The 23,479-nt window shown below is 60.8% G+C and carries 21 protein-coding genes and 1 tRNA gene; 11 read left to right on the top strand and 11 right to left on the bottom strand.

All coding sequences use genetic code 11. From position 1 onward, the window contains the following. Window positions 1–44: 44 nt before the first annotated feature. Window positions 45–3,221: an efflux RND transporter permease subunit gene (locus HDF16_RS15735; protein WP_184218260.1), complete on the bottom strand. Its 3,177-nt coding sequence runs from the start codon at window positions 3,219–3,221 to the stop codon at window positions 45–47. A gap of 191 nt (window positions 3,222–3,412) precedes the next feature. Here HDF16_RS15735 and HDF16_RS15730 point away from each other — a divergent pair, with 191 nt between their 5' ends. Further along, window positions 3,413–4,321: a LysR family transcriptional regulator gene (locus tag HDF16_RS15730; protein WP_184218258.1), complete on the top strand. Its 909-nt coding sequence runs from the start codon at window positions 3,413–3,415 to the stop codon at window positions 4,319–4,321. A gap of 6 nt (window positions 4,322–4,327) precedes the next feature. Here HDF16_RS15730 and HDF16_RS15725 read toward each other — a convergent pair whose 3' ends face one another. Both HDF16_RS15725 and HDF16_RS15720 read right to left on the bottom strand, forming a co-directional pair. Further along, on the bottom strand, window positions 4,328–4,810 hold the full coding sequence (locus HDF16_RS15725) for a hypothetical protein (RefSeq protein WP_184218255.1): 483 nt from the start codon (window positions 4,808–4,810) through the stop codon (window positions 4,328–4,330). A gap of 482 nt (window positions 4,811–5,292) precedes the next feature. Continuing rightward, the gene (locus HDF16_RS15720; protein WP_184218252.1) at window positions 5,293–5,910 is read right to left on the bottom strand and encodes a hypothetical protein; all 618 of its coding nucleotides are present in this window, start codon (window positions 5,908–5,910) and stop codon (window positions 5,293–5,295) included. A gap of 192 nt (window positions 5,911–6,102) precedes the next feature. Between HDF16_RS15720 and HDF16_RS15715 the strand changes: the two genes are divergently transcribed. After that, a complete protein-coding gene (locus HDF16_RS15715; RefSeq protein ID WP_184218250.1) occupies window positions 6,103–6,642 on the top strand; it encodes a DinB family protein in 540 nt (179 codons plus the stop codon). Window positions 6,643–6,687: 45 nt separating this feature from the next. Here the strand turns inward: HDF16_RS15715 and HDF16_RS15710 are convergent, their stop codons facing one another. The 4 genes from HDF16_RS15710 to HDF16_RS15695 form a co-directional block, all read right to left on the bottom strand. Continuing rightward, the gene (locus HDF16_RS15710) at window positions 6,688–8,295 is read right to left on the bottom strand and encodes an alpha-amylase family glycosyl hydrolase (protein ID WP_184218247.1); all 1,608 of its coding nucleotides are present in this window, start codon (window positions 8,293–8,295) and stop codon (window positions 6,688–6,690) included. Window positions 8,296–8,463: 168 nt separating this feature from the next. Continuing rightward, window positions 8,464–9,906, bottom strand: coding sequence for an Asp-tRNA(Asn)/Glu-tRNA(Gln) amidotransferase subunit GatA (gene gatA, locus HDF16_RS15705; protein ID WP_432432252.1), 1,443 nt, complete (start codon window positions 9,904–9,906; stop codon window positions 8,464–8,466). 97 nt (window positions 9,907–10,003) lie between these two features. Further along, a complete protein-coding gene (gatC, locus tag HDF16_RS15700; protein ID WP_184218241.1) occupies window positions 10,004–10,330 on the bottom strand; it encodes an Asp-tRNA(Asn)/Glu-tRNA(Gln) amidotransferase subunit GatC in 327 nt (108 codons plus the stop codon). A 30-nt stretch (window positions 10,331–10,360) separates the two neighbouring features. Further along, window positions 10,361–10,648 (bottom strand): DciA family protein, encoded by a 288-nt coding sequence (locus HDF16_RS15695; RefSeq protein WP_184218237.1) that lies wholly within the window; start codon window positions 10,646–10,648, stop codon window positions 10,361–10,363. A gap of 187 nt (window positions 10,649–10,835) precedes the next feature. Between HDF16_RS15695 and rfbC the strand changes: the two genes are divergently transcribed. Beyond that, complete coding sequence (gene rfbC / locus HDF16_RS15690) at window positions 10,836–11,405, top strand: dTDP-4-dehydrorhamnose 3,5-epimerase (RefSeq protein ID WP_184218234.1); 570 nt, start codon at window positions 10,836–10,838, stop codon at window positions 11,403–11,405. 64 nt (window positions 11,406–11,469) lie between these two features. Here the strand turns inward: rfbC and HDF16_RS15685 are convergent, their stop codons facing one another. Beyond that, window positions 11,470–12,066: a D-glycero-alpha-D-manno-heptose-1,7-bisphosphate 7-phosphatase gene (locus HDF16_RS15685; protein ID WP_348641332.1), complete on the bottom strand. Its 597-nt coding sequence runs from the start codon at window positions 12,064–12,066 to the stop codon at window positions 11,470–11,472. Between the two features lie 101 nt (window positions 12,067–12,167). On the opposite strand from HDF16_RS15685, the gene HDF16_RS15680 reads away from it, so the two are divergent. The 5 genes from HDF16_RS15680 (at window position 12,168) to HDF16_RS15660 (ending at window position 18,373) form a co-directional block, all read left to right on the top strand. Further along, window positions 12,168–12,386, top strand: a complete 219-nt coding sequence (locus HDF16_RS15680; RefSeq protein WP_184218229.1) for a hypothetical protein — start codon at window positions 12,168–12,170, stop codon at window positions 12,384–12,386. 24 nt (window positions 12,387–12,410) lie between these two features. Beyond that, window positions 12,411–14,909: a zinc-dependent metalloprotease gene (locus tag HDF16_RS15675; protein WP_246409155.1), complete on the top strand. Its 2,499-nt coding sequence runs from the start codon at window positions 12,411–12,413 to the stop codon at window positions 14,907–14,909. Between the two features lie 270 nt (window positions 14,910–15,179). After that, window positions 15,180–15,256, top strand: a tRNA-Ile gene (locus HDF16_RS15670). Between the two features lie 78 nt (window positions 15,257–15,334). Beyond that, entirely contained in the window at window positions 15,335–16,798 is a 1,464-nt protein-coding gene (locus tag HDF16_RS15665; protein WP_184218226.1) for an HD-GYP domain-containing protein, read from the top strand. 159 nt (window positions 16,799–16,957) lie between these two features. Next, window positions 16,958–18,373 (top strand): HD-GYP domain-containing protein, encoded by a 1,416-nt coding sequence (locus tag HDF16_RS15660; RefSeq protein ID WP_184218223.1) that lies wholly within the window; start codon window positions 16,958–16,960, stop codon window positions 18,371–18,373. 181 nt (window positions 18,374–18,554) lie between these two features. Here HDF16_RS15660 and HDF16_RS15655 read toward each other — a convergent pair whose 3' ends face one another. After that, a complete protein-coding gene (locus HDF16_RS15655) occupies window positions 18,555–19,025 on the bottom strand; it encodes a hypothetical protein (protein ID WP_184218220.1) in 471 nt (156 codons plus the stop codon). A 68-nt stretch (window positions 19,026–19,093) separates the two neighbouring features. Then, a complete protein-coding gene (locus tag HDF16_RS15650) occupies window positions 19,094–19,609 on the bottom strand; it encodes a YraN family protein (protein WP_246409153.1) in 516 nt (171 codons plus the stop codon). A 250-nt stretch (window positions 19,610–19,859) separates the two neighbouring features. Between HDF16_RS15650 and HDF16_RS15645 the strand changes: the two genes are divergently transcribed. The 3 genes from HDF16_RS15645 to HDF16_RS15635 all read left to right on the top strand — a co-directional run bounded on the left by HDF16_RS15645 (window position 19,860) and on the right by HDF16_RS15635 (window position 23,227). Then, a complete protein-coding gene (locus tag HDF16_RS15645) occupies window positions 19,860–20,978 on the top strand; it encodes a GGDEF domain-containing protein (RefSeq protein WP_221312790.1) in 1,119 nt (372 codons plus the stop codon). A gap of 216 nt (window positions 20,979–21,194) precedes the next feature. Then, window positions 21,195–22,871 (top strand): CTP synthase, encoded by a 1,677-nt coding sequence (locus tag HDF16_RS15640; RefSeq protein ID WP_184218214.1) that lies wholly within the window; start codon window positions 21,195–21,197, stop codon window positions 22,869–22,871. 77 nt (window positions 22,872–22,948) lie between these two features. Then, a complete protein-coding gene (locus tag HDF16_RS15635; protein ID WP_184218211.1) occupies window positions 22,949–23,227 on the top strand; it encodes a hypothetical protein in 279 nt (92 codons plus the stop codon). 42 nt (window positions 23,228–23,269) lie between these two features. Here the strand turns inward: HDF16_RS15635 and HDF16_RS15630 are convergent, their stop codons facing one another. Further along, a complete protein-coding gene (locus HDF16_RS15630) occupies window positions 23,270–23,446 on the bottom strand; it encodes a hypothetical protein (protein ID WP_184218208.1) in 177 nt (58 codons plus the stop codon). Window positions 23,447–23,479: the final 33 nt, after the last annotated feature.

Below are 23,479 nucleotides of genomic sequence, written 5' to 3'. Positions count from 1 at the left end.
CAGTTAGCGAGTTAGCAGGTAGCGAGTTAGCAAATAGCCAGGTCTTAGGCCTGGGCAGCGATCGGGTGTGGCTCCGATGGTGCGGGTTCAACCTGCTTGCGGCGGCCGTGGAGCAGGGCGAAGACGGCCGGGACGAAGATCAATGTGGCGATGGTCGCGAAGAAGAGGCCGCCGATGACGGCGCGGCCGAGCGGAGCGTTCTGCTCGCCGCCTTCGCCCGCTCCGAGCGCCATGGGGATCATGCCGATGATCATGGCGAGAGCGGTCATCATGACGGGACGGAAGCGAGTGGCGCCGGCTTCGATAGCGGCCATGATGGCGTCGCCGTGGTGATTGAGGCGGTCGGTGGCGAAGGAGACGACGAGAATACTGTTCGCGGTCGCGACACCCATACACATGATGGCTCCCATCAACGCCGGCACGCTGAGCGTGGTGCCGGTGGTGAAGAGGAAGATCACGATGCCTGCGAGAGCGGCTGGCAGCGCGGTAATGATGATGAACGGGTCTAACCAGGATTGAAAGTTGACCACGATGAGCAGGTAGACGAGGACGATCGCGAAGGCAAGACCGGCGATGAGGCCGAAGTAGGAGGAGTTCATCGTCTCGATCTGGCCGCGGACACGAAGGAAGCTGCCGCGCGGAAGGTCCTTCTTGTTCGCGTCGACGATCTTCTGAATCGCCTTGCCGACGGAGCCGAGATCGCGGCCCTGGACGTTGCCGTAGATATCGAGCGTCCGGCGGATGTTGTAGTGCGAGATGACCGGCATCTCCGACTTGCGCGAGATAGTGGCCACGTCGGCGAGAATCTCCGGACGCACGGTGGAGGGCGATGAGATGGGGATGTTGCGCAGGTCGTTCAGTGACTGGATGTCATACTGCGGCGACTGCGCGACGATGGAGTAGTTCACGCCGTTCTTGTAGTTGAGGAAGAACTGGGGGTTGAGCTGGGTGCTTCCGCTGAGGATGTTGAGCAAGCTGCCGCCTACGTCCTTCTCCGTAAGACCGCCCTGCTGGGCCTTGGTACGGTCGACATCGACGGTGAGGACGGGATAGTCGTCGGGCTGCTGGATGCGGAGATCGACGAGGCCGGGGACCTGTCGCAGTTGGCTGAGGACGCGGTTGGCTACCTCGCGGTTGTGGGCGATGTCCTGGCCCTCGAATTGGACGTCGATGGGAGCGGGCAGGCCGAAGTTCAGAATCTGCGTCACGATGTCGGACGGCAGGAAGTAGAAGATCGCTCCCGGGAAGGCTACAGGGAGTTTCTTGCGGAGAGTCGCTACATAGTTCGCGGTGGGGTGATGGTCTTCCTTCAGCGAGACGGTAATGTCGGCGTCGCCCGCGCCCCAGAGGCCCGAGGTAGCGTGCTGGGTGTTCAGGGTGCTGTAGGGGAGACCGATGTTGTCGACGATATTGTCGATCTCGCCTGAAGGGATCTGCTGGCGAATGTTCTTTTCGACGAGATCGCAGAGATTTGCTGTCTCTTCGATGCGGGTGCCGCTGGGGGCGCGGACGTGAAGGATGAACGCGCCGTTATCGGTGCTGGGGAAAAAGTTCTGGCCGAGGAACGGCACGAGCGCGAAGGCGCAGAGGCAGGCGAGAAGGAAGATGGGGACGAAGACGAGGCGCATGCCGACGAGGCGGCCAAGAAGGTCCTCGTAGGCGGAGCGGACGTTTTCGAAGATGCGATTAAAACCACGCTGGAACCGGGCCAGGATGTTGTTCGAGGGGACGGCGTGGTGGTCATGCGCTTTGAGCAGGTACATCGCTAGCGTGGGCACCAGCGTCCGCGAGAGGACATAAGAAGCGAGCATGGCGAAGACGACGGCTTCAGCGAGCGGAACGAAGAGGTAGCGCGCGACGCCAGAGAGAAAAAACATGGGCAGAAAGACGATGCAGATACAGAGAGTCGATACAAGGGCTGGGACGGAGATCTGCGCCGCGCCTTCAAGGATGGACTCGTTGAGTGGATTGCCTTCTTCGAGGTAGCGCTCGATGTTTTCGATGGTGACGGTGGCGTCGTCGACGAGGATGCCGACGGCGAGCGCGAGACCGCCGAGAGTCATGATGTTGATGGTCTGTCCGAGCAGGCCAAGGACGATGACGGAGGTGAGGATGGAGAGGGGAATGGAGATGGCGATGATGACCGTGCTGCGCCAGCTTCCCAGGAAGAGCAGGATCATGAGGCCGGTGAGCACAGCGGCGATGATCATCTCGCGAATAACGCCGACGATCGATCCGCGGACGAAGACAGACTGATCGCCGATGGGAGTCATCACCAGCTCTTTAGGCAGGGTGAGCGCGATGCGCGGGAGCAGGGCGCGGACCTGGCTGACGACGGAGAGCGTTGAGGCACTACCGGACTTGAGCACTACCGCGAGAACGCCGCGATGGCCATCCTGACGGACGATGTTGGTCTGGGGGATGCTGCCGTCAGAGACGGAGCCTATGTCGCGCAGGTAGATGGTCGACCCGCTGACCTGCTTGATGGGGAGGTTGGCGAGGCCCTCGATGGTGATCGGCGAGGAGTTGATGTGGATGTCGTACTCGGCCGGGCCGATCTTAGCGGTGCCGCCGGGCTGGGTGACGTTCTGTAGCGCAAGGGCGTTGATGACGTCACTCGGAGCAAGGCCCTTCGACTGGAGCGCCTTGGGGTCCATGTTGATGACGATGGTGCGCTGCTTGCCACCGTAGACGTTGGGGATGACGGCGCCGGGGACGGTGACGAGCTGGGTGCGGACGAAGTTGAGGCCGTAGTCGTTGAGTTGCTGCTCGGAGAGGCCCTTGCCGGAGAGGCCAATCTGGAGGATGGGCACCGAGGAGGCAGAGAAGTTGATGATCTGGGGAGGCAGGATTCCCGGAGGCAGCTGGCGAAGAGTGAATTCCGATGCGCTCGATACCTGCGAGTTGGCGGTGTCAAGACTCGCCCCCGGCTGCAGGTAGATCTTGATGATGACCTGTCCGGCGAAGGTGGTTGATTCGATGTGCTGGATGTTGTCGACCAGCGTAGTAAGGACCTTTTCGTAGGGCGTGGTGAGACGGCCTTCGAGCTCTTCAGGGTTGAGGCCGGTGTACTGCCAGGCTACCGAGATGACCGGGATGTCAATGCTGGGAAAGATGTCCGTCGGCGTGCCGAGGATAACGACGGGCGCCGCAATGAGGATCAGGATCGCCAGAACGATGAAGGTATAAGGCCGAGTTAAGGCAATTCGTACAATCCACATGCTGAGACCTGCCTTGTGCGTGACGGACTTGTGTCTATAAGAATAGACAATCTCGGCAAATGAATGGTTTCGCAGTTTATTCCGAATAGATTGATCGGAAAAACCGTTATCGTTGAGAGAAAGAGCAAGCAACGGCAAATGCGGGGTCGCTGCGCTTCGGTCGAGATGACGCGTCTTTCTTGGGAGTGAGATTGGAACTAAGGCATTTACGGTACTTTTGCGCGGTGGCGGACTCGGGAACCTTTAGCCGGGCGAGTAAGGAACTGCATGTCTCGCAATCGGCGATCAGCGAGCAGATCGCCGATCTGGAGCGCGAGATCGGTGGGGCACTCCTGGACAGGTCGCAGCGGCGGGCCAGGCTGACGCCGCAGGGCGAACTGTTTCTGGCGGAGGCTCGCAAGACGCTGCTGGCTTCGGAGCGAGCGGTCGATATTACCAGGCGATCGCTCAAGGGCGAGGTGGGGACGCTTGCGATTGGCTTCTTCGTGTGGGGTGCGGGCGGGTTCTTCGCGCGAATCATTCGAGAGTATCGCAAGCTGCATCCGGAGATTCGGCTGTCGCTGTACGAGATGCATGCGTGGACACAGACGGAGGCGCTGCTGTCGGGGAAGATAGACCTGGGATTTACGCGACCCTTAGAGGCACCCTTCGACCGGACGCTTCGCGCGGAGTTGCTGTACAGCGACTCGGTGGTGGTGGCGATGCCGATCGATCATCCGCTGGCGGGGGAGTCGGTGCAGATCTCTGCGTTAGCGGCGGAGCCGTTTGTGATGTGCGACCGGACGGTAATCCCGACGCTCTTCGATGGCATCCTGGCGTTGTGTTCGAAGGCGGGCTATTCGCCGAATATCGTGAACTCTTCGTCGACGTGGTCGGGGGTGCTAACGCTGGTGGAGTCAGGGGAAGGGATTGCGATGGTGCCTTCAGGGGCGCGGCATATTCGAACGCCGGGGGTCATCTTCGCGACGATTGAGCCGGAGACGACGCACGTGGGAATCTCGATCGCGTGGAATCCGGAGCATATGGGACCGATCCAACAGAATTTCCTGGAGTTGGTGCTGGCGAACCGAGAGCGGATTCGGGAGTCGGGCGGATACTGAGGCGAGTTAGTAGGTAGACACGCGACCGAGGCTGGATGCGCTGCGGCTGTGCATGGCGAAGAGATCGCCGCGCGGGGCAGATGGGAAGGCCAGAGGAGACGAGTTCTCTTCCAGATCTTCGAGACGTTCAGCTACGAACCAGATGAGGCGTGCGAGTTGCCACCGGGCACGGAGGACGCCCAAAGCCTTGCCGAAGAGAGCGGCGGCGAGGCAGACGAGCAGGTTCGCGGTGAGCATGGTGACCGGGTGGACGGTGAAGAAGGCCCAATGCGCGGCGTCGAAGAGGATGTAGCCGACGAGCGAAGCGATGAGGGCAACGGTGCAGAACTCGTTGCCGGACTCCGATAGCTGGCGGTTGAAGCGGGCCTGGAGGTTCTCCTGCTGCACGACGGAGAAACTGGGGAGGGCGAGGACGATGTGGGTGCCGCGACGGAGCCAGAGGGATCGCTGGAGCGAGGTAGGGCCGGTGATGGTGTGGGTTGCGGGCATAAGTTTCCTGTTCGGGCGGGAAAGGCCGCTCGGTTTCAGGAGAGTAGTGCGCGGTGGCTATGGATCGTATCGCTGACGATGTCGAAAAATTATGGTGTTCTGGAAGAACGGGATGTAGCTACGTTTCCCATAACCCCGTTTCCCGGGAGTAAGCTCTTGATTGACGGGGCTTATCTGAGCATCGCGACTGGCTTTGATCGGAGTTAAACGGCACAAGTGTTCTCCACTTTCTTTCTGCTCGCCTTCGGTGTGCTTTGGATAGGCTCCGGCATTTTCACGTGCATTAGACCGCATTCCGTCCTGCGCAGAACGCAAGCGCCTTGGACCGCGCTTCCGCAGTGGGGCATGCGAGCAGTTGGTGTTCTCATCTTGGCGGGCGGCGGCTGGTTGCTGTATGCCGGTATCGCTCATATCCGCTAATTAGCATCATTGCCGGAAGGTCGGTGTTGTCGGCAACTTCGTAGGAACCGCCGTCAAGTGATCTAGAGTCTGGAAGCCTCCTCCAGCTTTTTCGAAGCTCCATCTTTGTTTCCCATTGCGGTTAGCACTTGGGCATGGAACATCAATTCGCGTTTCAGTGTGTACGAATACGGCCGAGCAAGATCTTGGCCAGCCGGACCGGCAAGCGCATCACGTTGAAACTTCTCCGCCTGCTCTAGGTCGGTATCTCCACCGGCCAGGTCACCCACGTCAGCTTTAGCCTGCCCTCTGATGTAGTAGGCTGCGCTCGAACCTGACCCGTCATCAAACCCCATCCGTACGACGGCCACAGCCTTGTCGCCAGCCTCGACGGCTTCTCTGTACTTCTGAGCCTGAATGAGCGCTGTGGCGTAGAAAACGTATGCTCCGCGCCGCGTAATCGGATGCGTCTTGCGGTCAAACTTGTCTGCCTCTTCCGATACTCTCTTACAAGCTGGAACGGCGTTTGTGGCGTCGCGTTTGGCAACTAAACTGCGGCACTCTTGGTCAAGCGCCATGTACTGTTGTGTGACGCTGTCGTCAGGAGTGGTCACCTTGGCTGTGACGGCCACATCCTGGCAAAATATGGCACCGGGACATCCAACAAGAATCAGAGCAGCGGAAAGGATGTTGGCTTTCATCGGTCGATTCTAGCAATGCACATGATCTCCATAACGGGCGTGAATGGGTAGGTTCTGAAAAGTCGTCGTTATGGGCAATCGTGCCTAATTGGCTCTATTAGACGGCGCGAAATTTATCGTGTCTTCGAAGCTAGATAGCCCGGCTTTCGCGAGACGCCAACGGACCACGATTGCGCTATAAACTCAATCTGCATGGAACAGGATCTTACCGCGACACTCGCGCTGCTTGCTGCGACTCCGGACACATTGGACGCTCTGCTACGCCACCTACCCGAAGCTCTTATTCATAGCAACGAGGGCCCGGGCACCTGGACGGTCACCGAAGTGCTTGCCCACCTCATCCACGGCGAGCGCACGGACTGGCTGCCACTAGTCGAGATCCTTCTCCGAGCGGGTGAGTCCGAAACGTTCCCCATCTTCCAGCGCGAGGGGCATCTAGGCGATTCGCGCTCCGTGACCGAATTGCTGACCGAGTTTGCAGAGTTGCGCGCCGCTAGCATCGCTCAGTTGCACGCGCTCGGTCTGACGCCGCAGGACCTTGAGCGGCGTGGGCGCCATCCGGTTTTTGGCTTGGTTACGCTCTCACAGTTGCTTGCTACGTGGCCGACGCATGACCTTAGCCACCTGCATCAGATCTCGCGCATTCTGGCCTCGCAGTATCGCGAAGCAGTCGGCCCGTGGAGCCGGTACCTCGGTGTGCTGCATTGTGACGGGCATAGCGGAAAGGCGTGAACGAAACCCATCGCTCTGCTATGGTCCCTAGAGTTTGCGAGCCTATCAGTCGAGGGCGATGAGGAGGCCTTCGCCGGCTTCAATCGTGATGGGGCCGCCGACCGGAGAGCCTGCGCCGTCCATGATGGTGGTGAGGACGATGTGGCCTTCGTCGCAGTTGACGGTCTGGACGTCGTGAGCGAGGTTGAGTAGGACCTGGAAGCGGTCGGGTGAGTTGGGGTGGGTGCGGGTGTAGCTGAGGACCCCGCGTTTCGAACGGATGTCGTGGATTTCGCCTTCGTGGATGGCGGGGTGGGCGCGGCGGAGCTCGATGAGGCGGCGATAGAGGGCGAGCATCGAGCGCGGGTCAGCGGATTCTGACGCGACGTTGGTGGCGGGGTGGTCTGGGTTGATCGGGAGCCACGGGGTGGCGGTAGTGAAGCCGGCGTTTGGTGTGGCGTCCCAGAGCATGGGGGTGCGTTCGGGGTCGCGGCCCATGCCTATGCCGGGTTGGTTCTTCTCCGCCGGGTCTTGCACTTGGTCCGGCGAGATCCGCCCGTTGGTCATGCCGATCTCTTCGCCGTAGTAGATGGTGGGCGTGCCGCGCAGAGTGAGGAGAAGCATCGCGGCGGCGCGGGCCTGATCTGCACCGATGCGGCTGGCGAGGCGGGACTGGTCGTGGTTGCCGAGCACCCAGTTGGGCCACGCTCCTCCGGGCAACACACCTTCATATTCATGGATGAGGGCGGCGATGGGGTCAGCGTTCCAGTCGGTCTGGATGAGGCGGAAGTTGAAGGGCATCTGCGCGCCGTCGAGTTGGCCGTTTTCCTGGACGCCGTAGTAGCGGACTAGCTCTGGCAAAGGCAGGTAGATTTCGCCGATGAGGACGCGCTGATCGTATTTGTCGAGGACGGCTCGCATCTCGGCGACGATGGCGTGGGTCTCGGGCTGATCGGCGGTGTAGGTGGGAAGGACACTCCAGAAGCTGGCCGCGCCGGGGTGCCACTCGGGGTTGGGGAGGTTGTCGCGGAATTCGGGATCCTTGATGAGGAGCCAGAGGACATCCATGCGGAATCCGTCGACTCCCTTATCGAGCCAGAAGCCCATGGCGGCGTAGATGGCGGCGCGGACCTCAGGATTATGCCAGTTGAGATCGGGCTGCTCCTTGAGGAAGGAGTGGTAGTAGAACTGCTGCGTGGTGTCGTCCCAGGTCCAGCCGGGGCCACCGAAGTTGCTCATCCAGTTGTTGGGGACGGAGCCGTCGGGTTTGGCATCGTGCCAGAGATACCAGTCGCGCTTGGGGTTGGTGCGTGAAGAGCGGGACTCGAGGAACCATGGGTGCTGGTTGGAGGTGTGGTTGGGAACGAAGTCGAGGATGAGCTTTAGTCCTCGCCGATGGGCTGAGGAGATCAACCGGTCGAAGTCGGCGAGGGTGCCGAAGATAGGGTCGACGCCAGTGTAGTCGGCGACGTCGTAGCCGAAGTCGGCCATAGGGGAGGGGTAGAAGGGGGAGATCCAGATAGCGTCGACGCCGAGGGAGACGAGGTGGTCGAGGCGGGACTCGATGCCGGGGAGGTCGCCGATGCCATCGGCGTTGGAGTCCTGGAAGGAGCGCGGGTAGATCTGGTAGACGATGCCGTTTTGCCACCAGAGGCGTGGCTGTTGGTCGGACATGAGGGACCTCGGTGGAGGGTTTACGTCCCACTCATCGCGAGAAAGCCGCGATGAGTGGGGCACGGAAGGTTTGTGGGGATTCTGCCCACATCTCAGAATCGAGATGTGGGGCACCCGCCCCCGGTCTAGAAACGCAGATTCCCTTCGGGAATGACAAACAAAGGTACCTTACTGGGCGGATTCTACGGCTGCGCCTACGCGGAGGACAGTGGACTCGTCAAAGTGTTTGCCCATGATCTGGACGCCGATGGGTAAGCCCTCGGCGGTGGTACCGCAGGGGACGGAGACGCCACAGATGCCGGCTAGCGAGGCTGCTACGGAGTAGATGTCGGCGAGGTACATGGCCATGGGGTCGTCGGACTTTTCGCCGATTTTGAAGGCGGGCGTAGGCGTCATGGGACCCACGATGACATCAACCTGCATGAAGGCTTCGAGGAAGTCTCGGGTGATGAGGGCTCGGACCTGCTGGGCCTTCTTGTAGTAGGCGTCGTAGTAGCCGGCGGAGAGGACGTAGGTGCCGAGCAGGATGCGGCGTTTGACCTCGGGGCCGAAGGCTTCGTCGCGGGTTTTCTTATACATCGCCGACAAATTTGCTGGCGTTTCCGTCCGGTGGCCGAAGCGGACACCGTCGAAACGCGAGAGGTTCGAGGAGGCCTCGGCGGTGGCGATGACGTAGTAGGTGGGAACCGCGTACTTGGTGTGGGGGAGATGGACGGGGACGATGGTGCAGCCTGCGGCCTTTAGCTGGTCGATGGTCTTTTCGACGGCGGCGCGAATCTCGGGGTCGAGGCCTTCGCCGAAGTACTCGGCGGGGACGCCTACCTTGAGACCGGCTACGGGCTTGGTCAGTGCGGTCACATAGTCATCGGCGGGGCGGTCGGAGCTGGTGGCGTCGAGGGAGTCCTGGCCTCCGAGGACGCCGAGAACGGTGGCGGCATCCTTGACGGAGTTGGTGAAGGGGCCGACGCGATCGAGCGAGGAGGCGAAGGCGATAAGGCCGTAGCGGCTGACTCGTCCGTAAGTGGGCAGGAGCCCGACGACGCCGCAGAAGGCTGCGGGCTGACGGATGGAGCCGCCGGTATCGGTACCGAGGGTAGCGGTGGCGAAGCCTGCGGCTACGGCGGCGGCCGATCCTCCTGAAGACCCGCCGGGGACGCGGTCGAGGGCGCGAGGGTTGCGGACGGGGCCGTAGGCGGAGTTCTCATTCGAGGAGCCCATGGCGAACTCGTCGCAGTTGAGCTTGCCGAGGAGGATGGCACCGGCTGCGTCGAGTTTTTTGACGGCGGTGGCGTCGTAGGGGGGCATGTAGCCGGAGAGGATCTTCGAGCCTGCGGTGGCAGGGCTGCCCTGCATGGTAAGGACGTCCTTGATGCCGACCGGGACGCCTGCGAGGAGAGGCAGCGGATCGCCGAGGGCGGCGAGGTCGTCGATGGCGGCGGCTTTGGCGAGGGCGCGGTCGCGGCTCAGGGCCAGGAAGCTGTTGATCTGCTTTCCGGATAGGCCGTCTTCTGCGGCGATGCGGGCGTAGTGCTCTTCAGCGATGGAGGTCGCCGTTGCAGTGCGGTTCTCAATAGCCGCGCGGATGTCGGCGATGGTCAATGTCTGTTTCAATTCGGTAAGTACGCTCAATCTCGCTATTCCTTGCTCGCTGACTTGTGGGGTCGCTGACTCGCTCAACGCTTTACCTGCTAACCCGCTGACTGCTGAATTACCGCTCGATGACCTTGGGGACTTTGAAGAACTTGCCGTCGGTTTCGGGGGCGGAGGCCATGACGGCGGCGCGGTCGAGCGAGGGTTTGATGGCGTCGGGGCGGAGGGTCTCGCCGTGTACATGCACTTCGCTGCCCAGCATCTCGCCGACTTGCGCCATGGGTGGGACGCCGGTGGTGTCGAGTTCGTTGAGCTGGGCGATGTAGCCGAGGATGGCATTCAGATTGTGCTGCATGTGCGGCAGTTCGTCGGCGGTCAGCTCGAGGTTGGCAAGCTCAGCGACGTGGCTTACATCTTCCAGCGTTACGACTGCGGTTTCGCTCATCTTTCTTTACCCTCTATTACTTGCTCTTCGTTATCTCTTTTTCAGTTCAAAGTGTATCGCGGTGACCTTGACCTGGGCGATGCGGGCGAGCTCGTTCTGGAGGATGGAGCGCATGGAGAGCATCTGGGAGAGCCAGGCGGCGTCGGAGACCTCGACGGTGAGGGTGCCTTCGAAGAGGGCGACGATCTCGCCGTGCTCGGCCATGGCGCGGCCGCAGGCTACCGGCCAGGCGGCGGCGAGGCGGTCTTCGTCGGAGAGGGCGTTGAGGCTGCGGCCGAGATTGCCGCGAAGCATCGTGCGCATGTTTTCGAGGGCCATCGTTAGACCATGGTAGACGCTGTGGCAAGATGCCCACATCTGGCACCCGGTCACGGCTCCCGGCTGGCGAGTTTGGGGCAGACCCACTCATTCGCGATACGGCTGCGAATGAATGGGGCAGGGATCGTACGGAGAGAGTGCCCGGAAGTGGCATTGGCCGTTGATCGAGGGACTTTACAATTGCGGGATGGAAGTTGTGGATACTGCGCTTGCCGATGTGAAAGTCCTGCGTCCGCGCCGATTTGGCGACGATCGCGGCTGGTTTGCCGAGATGTTCAATCGCGAGGCGTTCGCGAAGCTGGGGATTGATCGCGAGTTTGTGCAGGATAACCAGTCGTTTTCGCGCAAGGGAGTTTTGCGCGGATTGCATTACCAGCTAGGCAAGCCACAGGGGAAGCTGTTGCGGGTGCTCTCCGGGCATATCTGGGACGTGGCGGTGGACCTGCGGCCGGATTCGCCGGAGTTTGGCAAGTACATGGGCGTGCATCTGAAGCGCGAAGATCCGATGGATGCGGTGGAGATGGTATGGATCCCGGAGGGGTTCGCTCACGGGTTTGTGGTGCTGTCTGAGACGGCGGAGGTGCTGTACAAGACGACCGATCTTTACTATCCGCAGGGGGAGCGGTGCGTTCTGTGGAATGATCCGGCGTTGGGGATCCCGTGGCCTCTGGATTTGCTGGATGGGGAGCCGCTGGTGAGTGCGAAGGATGCTGTTGGGGTGTTGTTGAGGGATGCGGATTTACCGGGTGGAAAGTAAAGACCACGGGCGGTATACGTCCCACCCATGACGATGAAACTGTCATGGATGGGGCATTCGAGCTCTAGCCGTTTGTGCGGAGCCAAAGCTCTACTTCGGCCAGGGTGGTGACGGGGAGATAGTTGCCAAGGCAAGCGGTTTCGGTGACGGCGATGAGGAAGGCCTGACGGAGACCGGCGGCGTTGGCGGCAGCGATGTCGGTGCAGCGGTCGCCGATGAGAATGGAATCGGCTAGCGAGAGGTTGAGGTCGGCGGCGGCGCGGCGGAGCATGCCGGGGCCGGGTTTGCGGTCTTCGTGCTCGCGCTTGTAGTCGCCGATGCCGTGTTCGGGGTGGTAGGGGGAGAAGTAGATCGCGTCGAGCGTGACCCGCTCGCGGACGAACTCCGCGCGCATCCAGTGCATGAGGGAGCGGAAGTCGTCTTCCGTGTACATGCCACGCCCGATTCCGGCCTGGTTGGTGACGACGACCAGTTTGTATCCGAGCGATTGCGCGGTGCGGCAGAGGGAGAAGATGCCGGGGACGAAACGGACGTCTTCGCGCCGCCAGAGGTAGCTGGCCTCTTCGTTGATGACGCCGTCGCGGTCGAGGAAGAGGGCTTTTCCCTGGGGGTTGGTGGCGGTCCCACTCATTCGTGATGAGACCACGAATGAATGGGGCACAGATTTTCCAAGTGCTTTGAGATGCGATCGCGCATGATTCGATTCTATTCGGGAGCAACGAAGCTTGGGCCGGACGACTCCTACGCTCTAGGAGAACAAATATGGCGACAGCAGAGAAGACGAACGAGACTTCGGCGCACCAGCCCGCGCAGCACAGCGTGGGCGCGACCCCTTCGGGGCCGAAGGGGGATAATCCCGCGACCGCCGGGCCGGGAAAGACGGATGTGAACTCCAATACGCCGGAGAATGGGGCTGGTCACATCAACCCGTCTGCTCCGGAGGATGCGAATATAACGCCGGGATCGATGCCGGAGAAATAGCCCGGGGCATGTTACAAGAGAGCGATGCCGCGTCTATCGCTCTCTCCCCTTCTCTGCAGGATGTTTTTGCCGTCTGCCGCATTGGCTCTTCTACCGTGCGCTCTTTCGGCTCAGGGTGTTGCCACGCCGAACGCGCAGCCCTCGATTGCCGCGAAGACGGCCTCGATGAGGCACCTCACGGGACTGTTGCCACTGGATTGGGACGCGGCGACGGGCAGGCTTTACCTCGAAATTCCAAAGCTATCTCAGGATTTGCTGTATACCGATTCCCTGCCGTACGGAACGGGCTCGAACGATCTTGGGCTGGATCGCGGCCAGATTGGTCCGGGACGAATTGTCAGGTTCGAGCGGTCGGGGCCGAAGGTGCTGCTGGTGCAGGCGAACGAGGCTTTTCGGAGCAGCGCGGCTGATCCGGCCGAAGTGCTGGCGGTGAAGCAATCGTTTCCGGAGTCAGTGCTGTTTGGGTTTACGGTGGCGGCAGAGGACGCTAACGGTGAGGTGCTGGTGGATGCAACCGACTTCTTTGTGCGCGACGCACATGGAGTGGTGGAGACCCTGCAATCACTGGAACAGGGGACGTACAAGGTGGATCCGACGCGGTCCGCGATTGCGCTCGATGCGACTAAGGCATTTCCTAAAAACACCGAGGTCGAGGCGATTCTAACCTTCACCACTGAAGGAGCGGCCAAGGGCGAGTTCGTCAAGAACGTCACGCCCGATGCTCATGCGATGACGGTGCGGGAGCACCAGAGCTTCATCGAACTGCCTCCTGCCGGGTTTGTGCCGCGGAAGTTTGATCCGCGCGCGGGGTACTTCCCTTCCAGCTATCGCGATTACAGTGTGGCGCTGGGCGAGAGCCTCGATCAGAAGTTCATCCTGCGGCACCGGTTGGTGAAGAAAGATCCCGCGTGCGTGAAAGACTGCGAGCCGGTTGCGCCGATCCAGTACTATGTCGATCGCGGAGCGCCGGAGCCGATACGAACGGCGCTGCTCGAAGGTGCGCGGTGGTGGAACCAGGCGTTTACGGCGGCGGGATGGAAGGATGCGTTCAAGGTGGACATACTTCCTGCGGACGCTGACCCGATGGATGTGCGGTACAACATCATCCAGTGGGTGCATCGGTATACGCGCGGCTGGAGCTACGGCGAGGCGGTCGCCGACCCGAGGACGGGCGAGATCATCAAGGGGAACGTCACGCTTGGGTCTCTGCGCGGGCGGCAGGACTACATGATCGCCGAGGCGCTCTTGTCTCCCTATCCGGACGGCAAGGCGCTGCCTGCGAAGAACGATCCGATGCTCGCGATGGTGCTGGCGCGGATCCGGCAGCTATCGGCGCATGAGACCGGGCACACGCTGGGGCTGGCACATAATTTTGCCGCGAGCAGCTTCTCGCAGTCGGCGAGCGTGATGGACTATCCGCACCCTTATGTGACGCTCGATGCGGCGGGTATACCGGATGTGAGCCATGCGTATGCGGTGAATATCGGCGCGTGGGACAAGGTGGCGATCGACTATGGCTACCGCGATCTTCCGGCGAATGCGGACCAGCCGACGCTGAGCAAGCCGATCGACGCGGCGCTGAAGCGGGGGATGTACTTCATCACCGATGAAGACGCGCGGCCGTTGGGCGGAGCGCATCCTCATGCTCACCTTTGGGACAACGGAGCGGATGCGACGGATGAGTTGAACCGCGTTCTCGATGCGCGGGCGGTGGCGCTGAAGCGGTTTGGCGAAGGGGCGATTCGAAGCGGCGAACCGATGGCAGAACTGGAAGACAAGCTGGTGTTGGTGTATCTGCTGCATCGCTACCAGACCGAGGCGGCGGCGAAGGTGATTGGCGGGCTGGATTATCGCTATGCGCTGCGTGGGGATGGGCAGACGGTCACCGAGATCGTAAAGCCGGAAGAGCAGCGGAAGGCGTTGGCGGCGGTGTTGAAGACGCTTTCGCCGGAGACGCTGGAGCTGCCGGAGAGTTTGCTGAAGATCCTGCCTCCGATGCCCGCTGGGATGGAGCGGACGCGGGAGTCATTTGCCTCGCATACGGGATTGACGTTCGATCCCATCGCGGCGGCTGAGTCGTCGGCAGACCTTACGCTGGGGTTGCTATTTCATCCGCAGCGCGCGAGCCGGTTGGAGGTAGACCACGCCCGCGATGGCGGCGCACCTTCGCTCAACGAGGTGATCGATCAGACGCTGGCGGCGACGCGGCCTGATGCAGAAGCGGGAACGATGAAGGCGCTCATCGCCGATGCCGTCTTTCTGCGAACCGTTGAGGCGCTGCTGCGACTGGCTGCGAATCCCGCGGCTTCGTCGGTCGTGCGGGCGACCACGATTGCGCGACTGGACGATCTGAAGCAGAAGGCCGATGTGAAGATTCCCGTTTACGCTTATGCCGTTCGCCGGATCGAGGAGTTCGATCGCAACCCGGAGAAGTTTGCGCCGGTGAAGGCGATCGAGGCTCCGCCGGGGATGCCGATCGGGGATGATGACGAAACGTTGGTCGGGTTTCAGGCAAAGAGGTAGGCGGATGTAGCACCGTTGGTGGAGCGGTTGCAACTTCGGCGTGATAGTGGAGCGATACAAATGCGGCGAGAGTAGTAGGGAATACAGATGAAAGGGGCTTCCACCTTAACTGCACCCTGCACTTTGGCGAATGCTTCGCCGGACTCCAGAGCTTCGTATCCGCAAGCAGGACAACTGAACGACAACTGTCCAGCCGCAATCTCTGCGGGATGAGACCCCACTTGGCTGACAAAGCCACCAGCGACCATGAAGCTGTAGAATCGGATTTACGGGCCTATAGCTCAATTGGTTAGAGCATCGGACTCATAATCCGCTGGTTCCAGGTTCAAGTCCTGGTGGGCCCACCACCCTGCCTGCAACTCCCTAGACGTCAAGCACGCGAATCCGTCGCGTCGACCCCGCTATATTTCGGGGCAGGAATCTTTTTGATCTTCCGCGACTCAACCAGCATTGCGCGACCCCAGGTCTTCCGGGAAGAGACCGGCCGCATCGACATGCCAGAGCTGATCTCCGCGCTGTCGTACGCGCTCGACCTGACGGAGGGGGCCGTTCCCGGCCACGCCTTACGGAGTTGCGTGCTAGGGATGCGGATCGGGGCGAAGGCGGGGCTCTCGCAGGCTGAACTGAGCGATCTTTACTACGCGCTGCTGCTGAAGGACATTGGCCAGACCAGCAACGCGGCGCATATGAGTGGCATCGTGGACGGGCAAAGCCACATTCACCTGGCGCAGAACCGCCGCGAGAACTGGAGAGGGCTGCACGCGACGACCCGGCTTGGGATCACTCCTCGCGAGTCGATACGGCGAAGCCTGCTCGCGGAACAAAGGGCCATTGCGGACATTGGGCTAGCTTCCTCGAATGAGCCATTCGACCTGCTTGCCAGAATCGGGCGACCAGTAGAGCCGGCTCCTGTTCCGCAGGAAGACGCGTTCACACCGAGTTGGGACCGCAGCGCGGGGATTATCGCCAAGATAGGCCTGAGCTCCGCGACAGCAGAGGCGGTTCGGGCGATCGACGAGCGCTGGGACGGTACGGGACAGCCAGGGCGCTGGCTGGGCCACCGAATCCCCATGCTGGCGCGGATTGCGGCCATCGCGCAGCACCTCGATGTCTTTGCGTCCGACAAGGGTCCGGACAATGCGATTGCGGTGATGCGGACGCGGAGCGGCAAATGGTTTGATCCCGATCTGGTAAAGGTTGCGGCGTCGTTGCATCGCGACCAAACACTATGGCGGGGATGCCTGGATATCCTGCCCGAGGCGGAGACACGGGCAGCGGTGTTGGAGCTGGAGCCGAGGGCCGGGTTGAAGCTGGGACCGGAGAGGATTGATCGCATCTGCGAGGCGTTCTCCGACGTGGTCGACGCCAAGTCGCCGTTTACGGTCGTCCACTCGCTGGGGGTCGCGGACTCCGCCATGATGATCGCGGAGACGATGGGGCTTTCGGCGAAGAGGACACAGTTTGTCCGTCGGGCCGCGCTGCTACATGACCTGGGCAAGCTGAGGATTCCGACGGCGGTACTGGAGAAGCAAGGCAAGTTGACGGCAGAGGAGTTCATGCTCGTCAAGCAGCACCCTGCACTGACGAAGAAGATTTTGAACCGGATTCCCGCGTTTCGCGAGTTGGCGCAGGTGGCCGGCTCCCATCACGAGAAGCTGGATGGAACGGGTTACCCAAACAATCTCCGCAGCGAGGATCTATCGATCGAGACCCGGATCATCGCGGTGGCGGATGTGTACACGGCGCTCTCGGAGGAGAGGCCGTATCGCGAGAGCCTCGACCTTGCCCAGATCACAGCCATCATGTCCAAGGACATTCCGGGCAAGCTCGATCCTCAGAGCTTTGAGGCGTTGTTGTCCGCACTAAAGATGGACCGGGCCACAGCATGAGTTTCAGAAGACCGTTCGATTTTAGAAACCGACCGTAGATTGATCCCTGTTGGTGAGGCCAGATACACCGAAGTACCGGGACCTCATCATTGCTCTTAACCTCGCGCCGATGATCGCTTCATGGCGCCACACCGCAGAAGACATCGATCAGGAAACCCCATGATGCTGACCGCAACTGACGCCACGTTTGACCTTGACGCCCACCACGCTCAGACCATCGACATGCCCGAGATTATCTCGGCCCTCTCCTTTGCGCTGGACTTAACCGAAGGCGCTGTCGCCGGCCATGCGCTGCGCAGTTGCGTGCTGGGCATGCGAATCGCAGCCGAGGCGAGGCTGAACGAGTTTCAGCAGAGCGACCTCTATTTCGCGCTGCTGCTGAAGGACGTTGGGTGCAGTAGCAATTCGGCGCGCATGTGTCAGATTGTCGGCGGCGGCGATGACCGGGCGTTGAAGGCGGGCGTGAAGCTGGAGGACTGGACGCAGCCGGGCAAGCCGAAGCTTTCGACGTTGAAGCTGATGTGGAACAACGTGCTGCCGGACGGCAATGCACTGGAACGGGTGCTGCGCATCGCGCAGATTGGGCGCGCCCAACACAAGAATAACGAAGAGATGATCGGCCTTCGCTGCGACCGCGGCGCGAAGATCGTGGCAAAGATCGGGTTGGGACAGGCGACGGCCGAGGCGGTACGCTGCCTCGATGAGCATTGGGACGGCACCGGGTATCCAAGCGGCTGGCGTGGCGAGCGCATCCCGCTGCTGGCGCGGATCGCTGCTGTGGCGCAGCATCTTGACGTGTTTGCGACAGAAAAGGGCACGGAGCAGGCGATCCTAGTGTTGGAAGAGCGGAGCGGAAAGTGGTTCGATCCGGAGCTGGTGCGGGTTGCGGTGTCGCTGCACAAACGGGGGAAGCTGTGGTCTAACTGCCTGGCCGGCGATAGCGAAGGCACGACGCGGGACACGGTGCTCGCCTATCAGCCCTCCGATACGGTGCCACTGGGCGCGGACAAGATCGACAACATCTGCGAGGCGTTCTCCGACGTGGTCGACGCAAAGTCCCCATTCACCAGCCGTCACTCCATGGGTGTCGCGGAGGCGGCGCTAACCATTGCGAATTCGATTGGCCTCTCCGCCGATCGGACGAAGTTGATCCATCGGGCGGCGCTGCTGCATGACCTGGGCAAGCTGCGCGTGCCGAACTCCATCCTGGACAAGCCGAGCAAGCTGACGAATGAAGAGTTCAGCGTGGTGAAGGAGCATCCGGCGCTTACGCAGCAGATCCTGGAGCGCATTCCCTCTTTCCGGCTGATGGCGCAGATAGCGGGAGCGCACCACGAGAAGCTGGACGGAACCGGATATCCGAATCACCTGTCGGCGGCAGAGCTTTCGTTGGAGTCGCGCATCATCGCGGTCGCCGACGTGTATGCCGCGCTCTCGGAGGAGAGACCGTACCGCGAGAGTCTGGACCTTGGCCAGGTGAGCGCGATCATGCGGAAGGACATTCCCACGAAGCTCGACCCGGAGTGCTTTGAGGCGCTGCTAACGGGTCTGCAGACAGCTAAGATTCCGGCGTAGGGAACTCGGTTCAGTTGAATAATTTGGTGGCGGTCCCATGCATCGCGATGATGCTGCGATGAATGGGCCACGGACTGTATGAGGCTCGCGGGTAAAGTGAAAATGCGGGGGCCTCTCCACTCCGCTGCGCTTCGGCCGAGATGACGTTTCTTACGTGCGAGCGGGTTGCAGAAGCTTCCAGTTAGTAGACGATCTCGTTGGGGAAGTAGTCGAGCGTGCCGTCTTTGCTCTCGCGCTTGACGAAGAAACGCTTCTTCCCGTTGATGGTGACGGCGACGACAACACCGGTCTTGTCGCGCTTGGAGACGTCGATGTGGAAGGTCTTTACCGGGCCGCCCCAGTCGCTGGCGGTGCTCCAGTCTTCGGTGAAGCGTTGCAGCTTGTAGTCGTACTTCTGCGGATGCTGTTGCCAGTCGGCGTCGTTCTCCCAGATGCCGTAGGCCTTGGCGTAGTCGCCGGACTGTACTGTTTCCATGAAGACCTTCACGTGGTGCTCCACGGGAAGGTTGGTGAAGAACCAGCCATGGCCGAGCACATAGCCGAGGACGGCAAGGACCGAACCCAGCAGAATTGCGACGATTGCGCCAACGATCACGTTGCGCTTGAGGTTTTCGCGGGCAGTGTTATAGGCGGGGGCGTTCAGCAGGGTCATCTCGGGGCCTCAAACTTATTAGACACCGAAGCGCGGCTGTCTGTTCCATCAGGACGATGGAGTTCAGATCAATAAGGGAAGGCCGAGGTGAAGTGCTCAATTTCGGGTGCGACGCGACCGGCGGCTGCCGGGGGCAGGTAGACAGCAACGACGTCGAAGCGAATGGGGATCTGGGATCTTGTGTGCTCGGCGAAACGCTTGCAGAAGACGCGAGCGAGGGAGCGCAGGACCCGCTGCTTGTGCTGGTCCACGGCGAACTCGGCGGGAACGATGTGGCGGCCGGTGCGGGTTTTGACTTCGATGAAACAGAGGCAGGGACCGTCCCAGGCAACGAGGTCGACATCGCCAGGGAGACGCGGTGTCTGCCAGCGGCGGGCAACGACGGTGTAGTTACGATTTCGCAGGTAGAAGAGAGCTTCCTCTTCACCGTGGAGACCGGTGAGCAGGTGTGCCGGGGTCTGGCTGGCGCGGCCGAGTTTTGTGGCTAGAGAGTCGATGCCGTGAAGCAGACTCTGCTCAATTCCGGGGGCCGGGTGCGAGTGCAATGGCACGGCCTTTGTATCCATCGGCATGGATCGCGACATGATCGCCTCCGAGGTTCTGGTGGCGTTTAGCATAGTCCCGGTGCGGCGTGGTTGGCGAGAAAAGTTTGCGGCGGGCGGCTCATTTCTCCGAAAGCCGGATGGCGACAGGAGTTCGTCAAAGATCGGCGATCCGTTCGCTTTCCGTGGAGGGAGGTTGGCATCCGTATCGCACAAGGGGCAGATACACTCGAGTAAAAGGCCGACGTTCCAGGCAGCACCTGCTTCCCGGAGGCGGTCGAGGTGGGCCCCCTTGAATACGCGAAAGCATCATTCTCAAAAAGTCGGAGTGGTTCTATTCCTGACTATCACTGTGGTTCTGTTCTTTATCCTTGAGCAATTCGCATCCATCCTTCTTCCCGGCCGTCTTATCCTGGCTCAGCTTCTCGCGGCTTTCGTCGCGGCACCAGTCTCCTTTGCGCTCAAGAGCCGACTTTCGCCTACTCCATCGCGGCACGCCGATACATTCCGCAATGTTGCGGAGAACAACCTCGACGACTTTTACATCTTTGAAGGAATCTTCGACGCAGCTGGCGAGATCGTCGACTTCCGCTTTGGCTTTATCAACCTCGCCGCGGAACGCCGCCTTAGAACTCCGCGCGAACAGTTCCTGGGAAAGGTCCTCTCAGAGGTTCGCCCCTACGCGGTCTCGTCCGGCGTTCTCGAACGCTACAAAGAGGTCGTGCGCACCGGGGTTCCCTACGTCGACGAGATTTTCATCGATGACGACACGATTCACGCCACCTGGATCCACATCCAGGCGGTCAAGATTGGCAATAACGTCGCTGTGACGAGCCGCGACTTCACTGAGCGCAAGAAGATCAGTGATCACGTCAATTTTCTAGCTCACTACGATCAGCTCACCGGCCTTCCCAACCGGACGTTGCTTTATGCGCGGCTTAACAATGACATCTCACGGGCTCGTCGCGACAACCATAAGGTCGCCGTCTTGATGGTCGATGTCGACCATTTCAAGGGCATCAACGACACCCTTGGGCACGCCGTCGGCGATGCCCTGCTGTCCGCCCTGGCAAAGCGTCTGCTGGCCTCGGTTCGCGAGACCGACACCGTCGCGCGGCTGGGCGGAGATGAGTTCATCATCGTTCTGCCGGATTTCAAGAGTATGGAGGAGGTCGACCGGTGCGCCCAAAAGATCCTCGAAGCCGTATCCGCCCCCATTAACATCGGAGACCGTCTGCTGGTCATCACGGTCAGCATAGGACTCTGCATCTATCCCGACTCCGGCCTCGAAGTTGAGCAGATCCTGCAACATGCGGATACGGCGATGTATACGGTCAAGGCGAATGGGCGGAATGGCATCTCGCCTTACTCGGGGCAGAGGCGAATTGCGTCGCCATTGCTTCCCTCGTGAGGCGTTTTGGACTCGCCAAGCAGCGTCTTCACCTTCCTGCGTAAGCCTGCCATCCAGCATCGGGTATCAAGTGTTCTCTGGGGGCTCGGACGCGGCGGACGTGGGGAGCGGCAAGATGCGGACGGCTTTTCCTCGTTGCGTATGGCACGCTACCCTGCCATACTTAGGAGTGCCCATCCTGCACAAACTTTCCCAAGAAAATATGAGGTCGCGGACATGTCTGCAAAGTACATCTTTGTAACGGGCGGAGTCGTGTCTTCACTCGGTAAGGGACTCGCGGCAGCCTCGATTGGCTGCCTGCTTGAGGCCCGTGGAATTAAGATCAACCTGATGAAGTTCGACCCCTATCTGAACGTCGATCCGGGGACGATGTCGCCCTTCCAGCATGGCGAGGTCTTTGTGACCGACGACGGTGCAGAGACGGACCTCGATCTCGGTCATTACGAGCGGTTTACCCATGCCAAGCTGACACGGGACAACAACCTGACCACGGGGCGGATCTACGAGCAGATCATCACCAAGGAACGGCGCGGCGACTACCTTGGCAAGACCGTCCAGGTGATTCCGCACGTTACGAATGAGATCAAGAACGCGATGCGTAAGATCGGCACGGACTGCGAAGTCGTGATCGTCGAGATCGGCGGAACGGTGGGCGACATCGAGTCGCTTCCCTTCCTCGAGGCGATTCGGCAGATGCGGCAAGATCTCGGCCGCGAGAACACATGCTTCGTTCATGTCACGCTGATTCCGTGGATCGCGGCGGCGCAGGAGTTGAAGACCAAGCCGACGCAGCACTCCGTAAAGGAGATGCTGTCGATCGGAATCCAGCCGGATATTCTGCTGTGCCGCTCGGACCGTGCGGTGCCGCGCGAGATGCGGGCGAAGATTGCGCTGTTCTGCAACGTGGAAGAGCCGGCTGTGATCGCCGCGCGTGACGTGGAGAGCATCTACGAGGTTCCGCTGACGTTTGCGAACGAGCATGTCGACGCGCTGGCGCTGAAGTACCTGAAGATCGAAGCTAAGGAACCCGACCTGAGCAAGTGGAAGGACATTGTCGAGCGCGCTTACAACCCGAAGGATGAGGTCTCGATCGCCATCGTCGGAAAGTATGTGGAGTACGAAGATAGCTACAAGTCGCTGAAGGAGGCGCTGGTGCACGGCGCGCTCTCGCAGAACTTGAAGCTGCGCGTGACCTGGATTGAGGCCGAGGGGCTCGAGACGAAGGACGAAGAGGGCAAGCCTAGCATGGCGTACGAGTCGCAGCTTGCGGGCTTCGACGGCATCCTGGTTCCGGGCGGATTTGGCAAGCGCGGCATCGAAGGTATGTTGAACGCGATTCGGTACGCTCGTGAACAGGAAGTTCCGTACTTCGGCATCTGCCTGGGAATGCAGACGGCTTGCATCGAGTATGCGCGGAATGTCTGTGGGCTGAGCCAGGCGAACTCAGGCGAGTTCGATCCTTCGACGCCACACCGGATTATCTACAAGCTGCGCGAACTGACCGGCGTCGAAGAGATGGGTGGGACCATGCGTCTGGGCGCGTGGACGTGCGTGATGGAGCCGGATTCGCTGGCCGCGAAGGCGTATGGGACGACCGAGATCAGCGAGCGCCATCGGCATCGGTACGAGTTCAATCGCGAGTATGAGGCGCTGCTGGTTGGCGGCGGTCTGAGACTGACGGGGACGACGCCGGATGCGACGTATGTGGAGATTGTGGAGATCCCGGGGCACCCATTCTTCCTGGGCTGCCAGTTCCACCCTGAGTTCAAGTCGAAGCCGCTCGAGCCGCACCCGCTTTTCAGGGAGTTTGTGACGGCGAGCTATAAGAACCGTAAGCCGTTGATTACGGTTGGCGAGACGCCGCATGAGGCGGTTCCGGCGGCTAAGGCTTAGATGTCCTAAGAGAGACTTGGCGGAACAAGAGCTGTACCTCAGCGGCTGAAGCCGAAGCGCAAAGAAGTATCTGCGACATGGCTGAAGCCGTGCCCTTAAGCGGAGCGCTTTCCAGGGTCCTGACAAGGTACGCTACTTCTTCGGCTGAGGATCGTCCTGCATATGATCGCCGTGGGGACCGTGATAATTTTGCTTTTCAGGTGGTCGTCGATGCCCTGCAAAAGCAGCGCATGCATCGTCGTACCCTCCTTTGCAGCCTTGATCTTGAGGCTTCGATGGATGTCATCAGGAATATTGATCGTCAGCCGCATCTATCTAACGCAAATAGAAATGCTGCGTTTTTCGACCGCATCTAGCGTGAGGTGCTGGGTAACGCCCGTTTTGGTGTAGGCCATATTTCAGGCGACCTTGTGGGAGTTGCCGCGCGATTTCAGGGAAGACTGGGACAAACTTTCGCCCTCGTCGCGAAGCGGTGTTCGCAGCAGCCTTGCCAGCAGCTCAATGCAGGGAACGGAGAGCGCCAGCACGGCGAGGATTACCACGGAGATGACATAGGCGACAAGCGTGTCGGACATGGGGAGGGCTCCAATTCTGCCACGCGGTCCGCT

The organism is Granulicella aggregans, from assembly GCF_014203275.1.
GTDB lineage: Bacteria > Acidobacteriota > Terriglobia > Terriglobales > Acidobacteriaceae > Edaphobacter.
Note: the sequence above shows the minus strand (reverse complement) of the source record. Positions and strands in the feature narration are given on the sequence as shown.

Bases quoted from the DNA above. Each gene is read 5' to 3' on its own strand.
- HDF16_RS15735 (WP_184218260.1), bottom strand. From the start codon at position 3,221: ATGTGGATTGTACGAATTGCCTTAACTCGGCCTTATACCTTCATCGTT.
- HDF16_RS15725 (WP_184218255.1), bottom strand. From the start codon at position 4,810: ATGCCCGCAACCCACACCATCACCGGCCCTACCTCGCTCCAGCGATCC.
- HDF16_RS15720 (WP_184218252.1), bottom strand. From the start codon at position 5,910: ATGAAAGCCAACATCCTTTCCGCTGCTCTGATTCTTGTTGGATGTCCC.
- HDF16_RS15715 (WP_184218250.1), top strand. From the start codon at position 6,103: ATGGAACAGGATCTTACCGCGACACTCGCGCTGCTTGCTGCGACTCCG.
- HDF16_RS15710 (WP_184218247.1), bottom strand. From the start codon at position 8,295: ATGTCCGACCAACAGCCACGCCTCTGGTGGCAAAACGGCATCGTCTAC.
- gatC (WP_184218241.1), bottom strand. From the start codon at position 10,330: ATGAGCGAAACCGCAGTCGTAACGCTGGAAGATGTAAGCCACGTCGCT.
- HDF16_RS15695 (WP_184218237.1), bottom strand. From the start codon at position 10,648: ATGGCCCTCGAAAACATGCGCACGATGCTTCGCGGCAATCTCGGCCGC.
- rfbC (WP_184218234.1), top strand. From the start codon at position 10,836: ATGGAAGTTGTGGATACTGCGCTTGCCGATGTGAAAGTCCTGCGTCCG.
- HDF16_RS15680 (WP_184218229.1), top strand. From the start codon at position 12,168: ATGGCGACAGCAGAGAAGACGAACGAGACTTCGGCGCACCAGCCCGCG.
- HDF16_RS15675 (WP_246409155.1), top strand. From the start codon at position 12,411: ATGCCGCGTCTATCGCTCTCTCCCCTTCTCTGCAGGATGTTTTTGCCG.
- HDF16_RS15660 (WP_184218223.1), top strand. From the start codon at position 16,958: ATGATGCTGACCGCAACTGACGCCACGTTTGACCTTGACGCCCACCAC.
- HDF16_RS15655 (WP_184218220.1), bottom strand. From the start codon at position 19,025: ATGACCCTGCTGAACGCCCCCGCCTATAACACTGCCCGCGAAAACCTC.
- HDF16_RS15650 (WP_246409153.1), bottom strand. From the start codon at position 19,609: ATGTCGCGATCCATGCCGATGGATACAAAGGCCGTGCCATTGCACTCG.
- HDF16_RS15640 (WP_184218214.1), top strand. From the start codon at position 21,195: ATGTCTGCAAAGTACATCTTTGTAACGGGCGGAGTCGTGTCTTCACTC.
- HDF16_RS15635 (WP_184218211.1), top strand. From the start codon at position 22,949: ATGGCTGAAGCCGTGCCCTTAAGCGGAGCGCTTTCCAGGGTCCTGACA.
- HDF16_RS15630 (WP_184218208.1), bottom strand. From the start codon at position 23,446: ATGTCCGACACGCTTGTCGCCTATGTCATCTCCGTGGTAATCCTCGCC.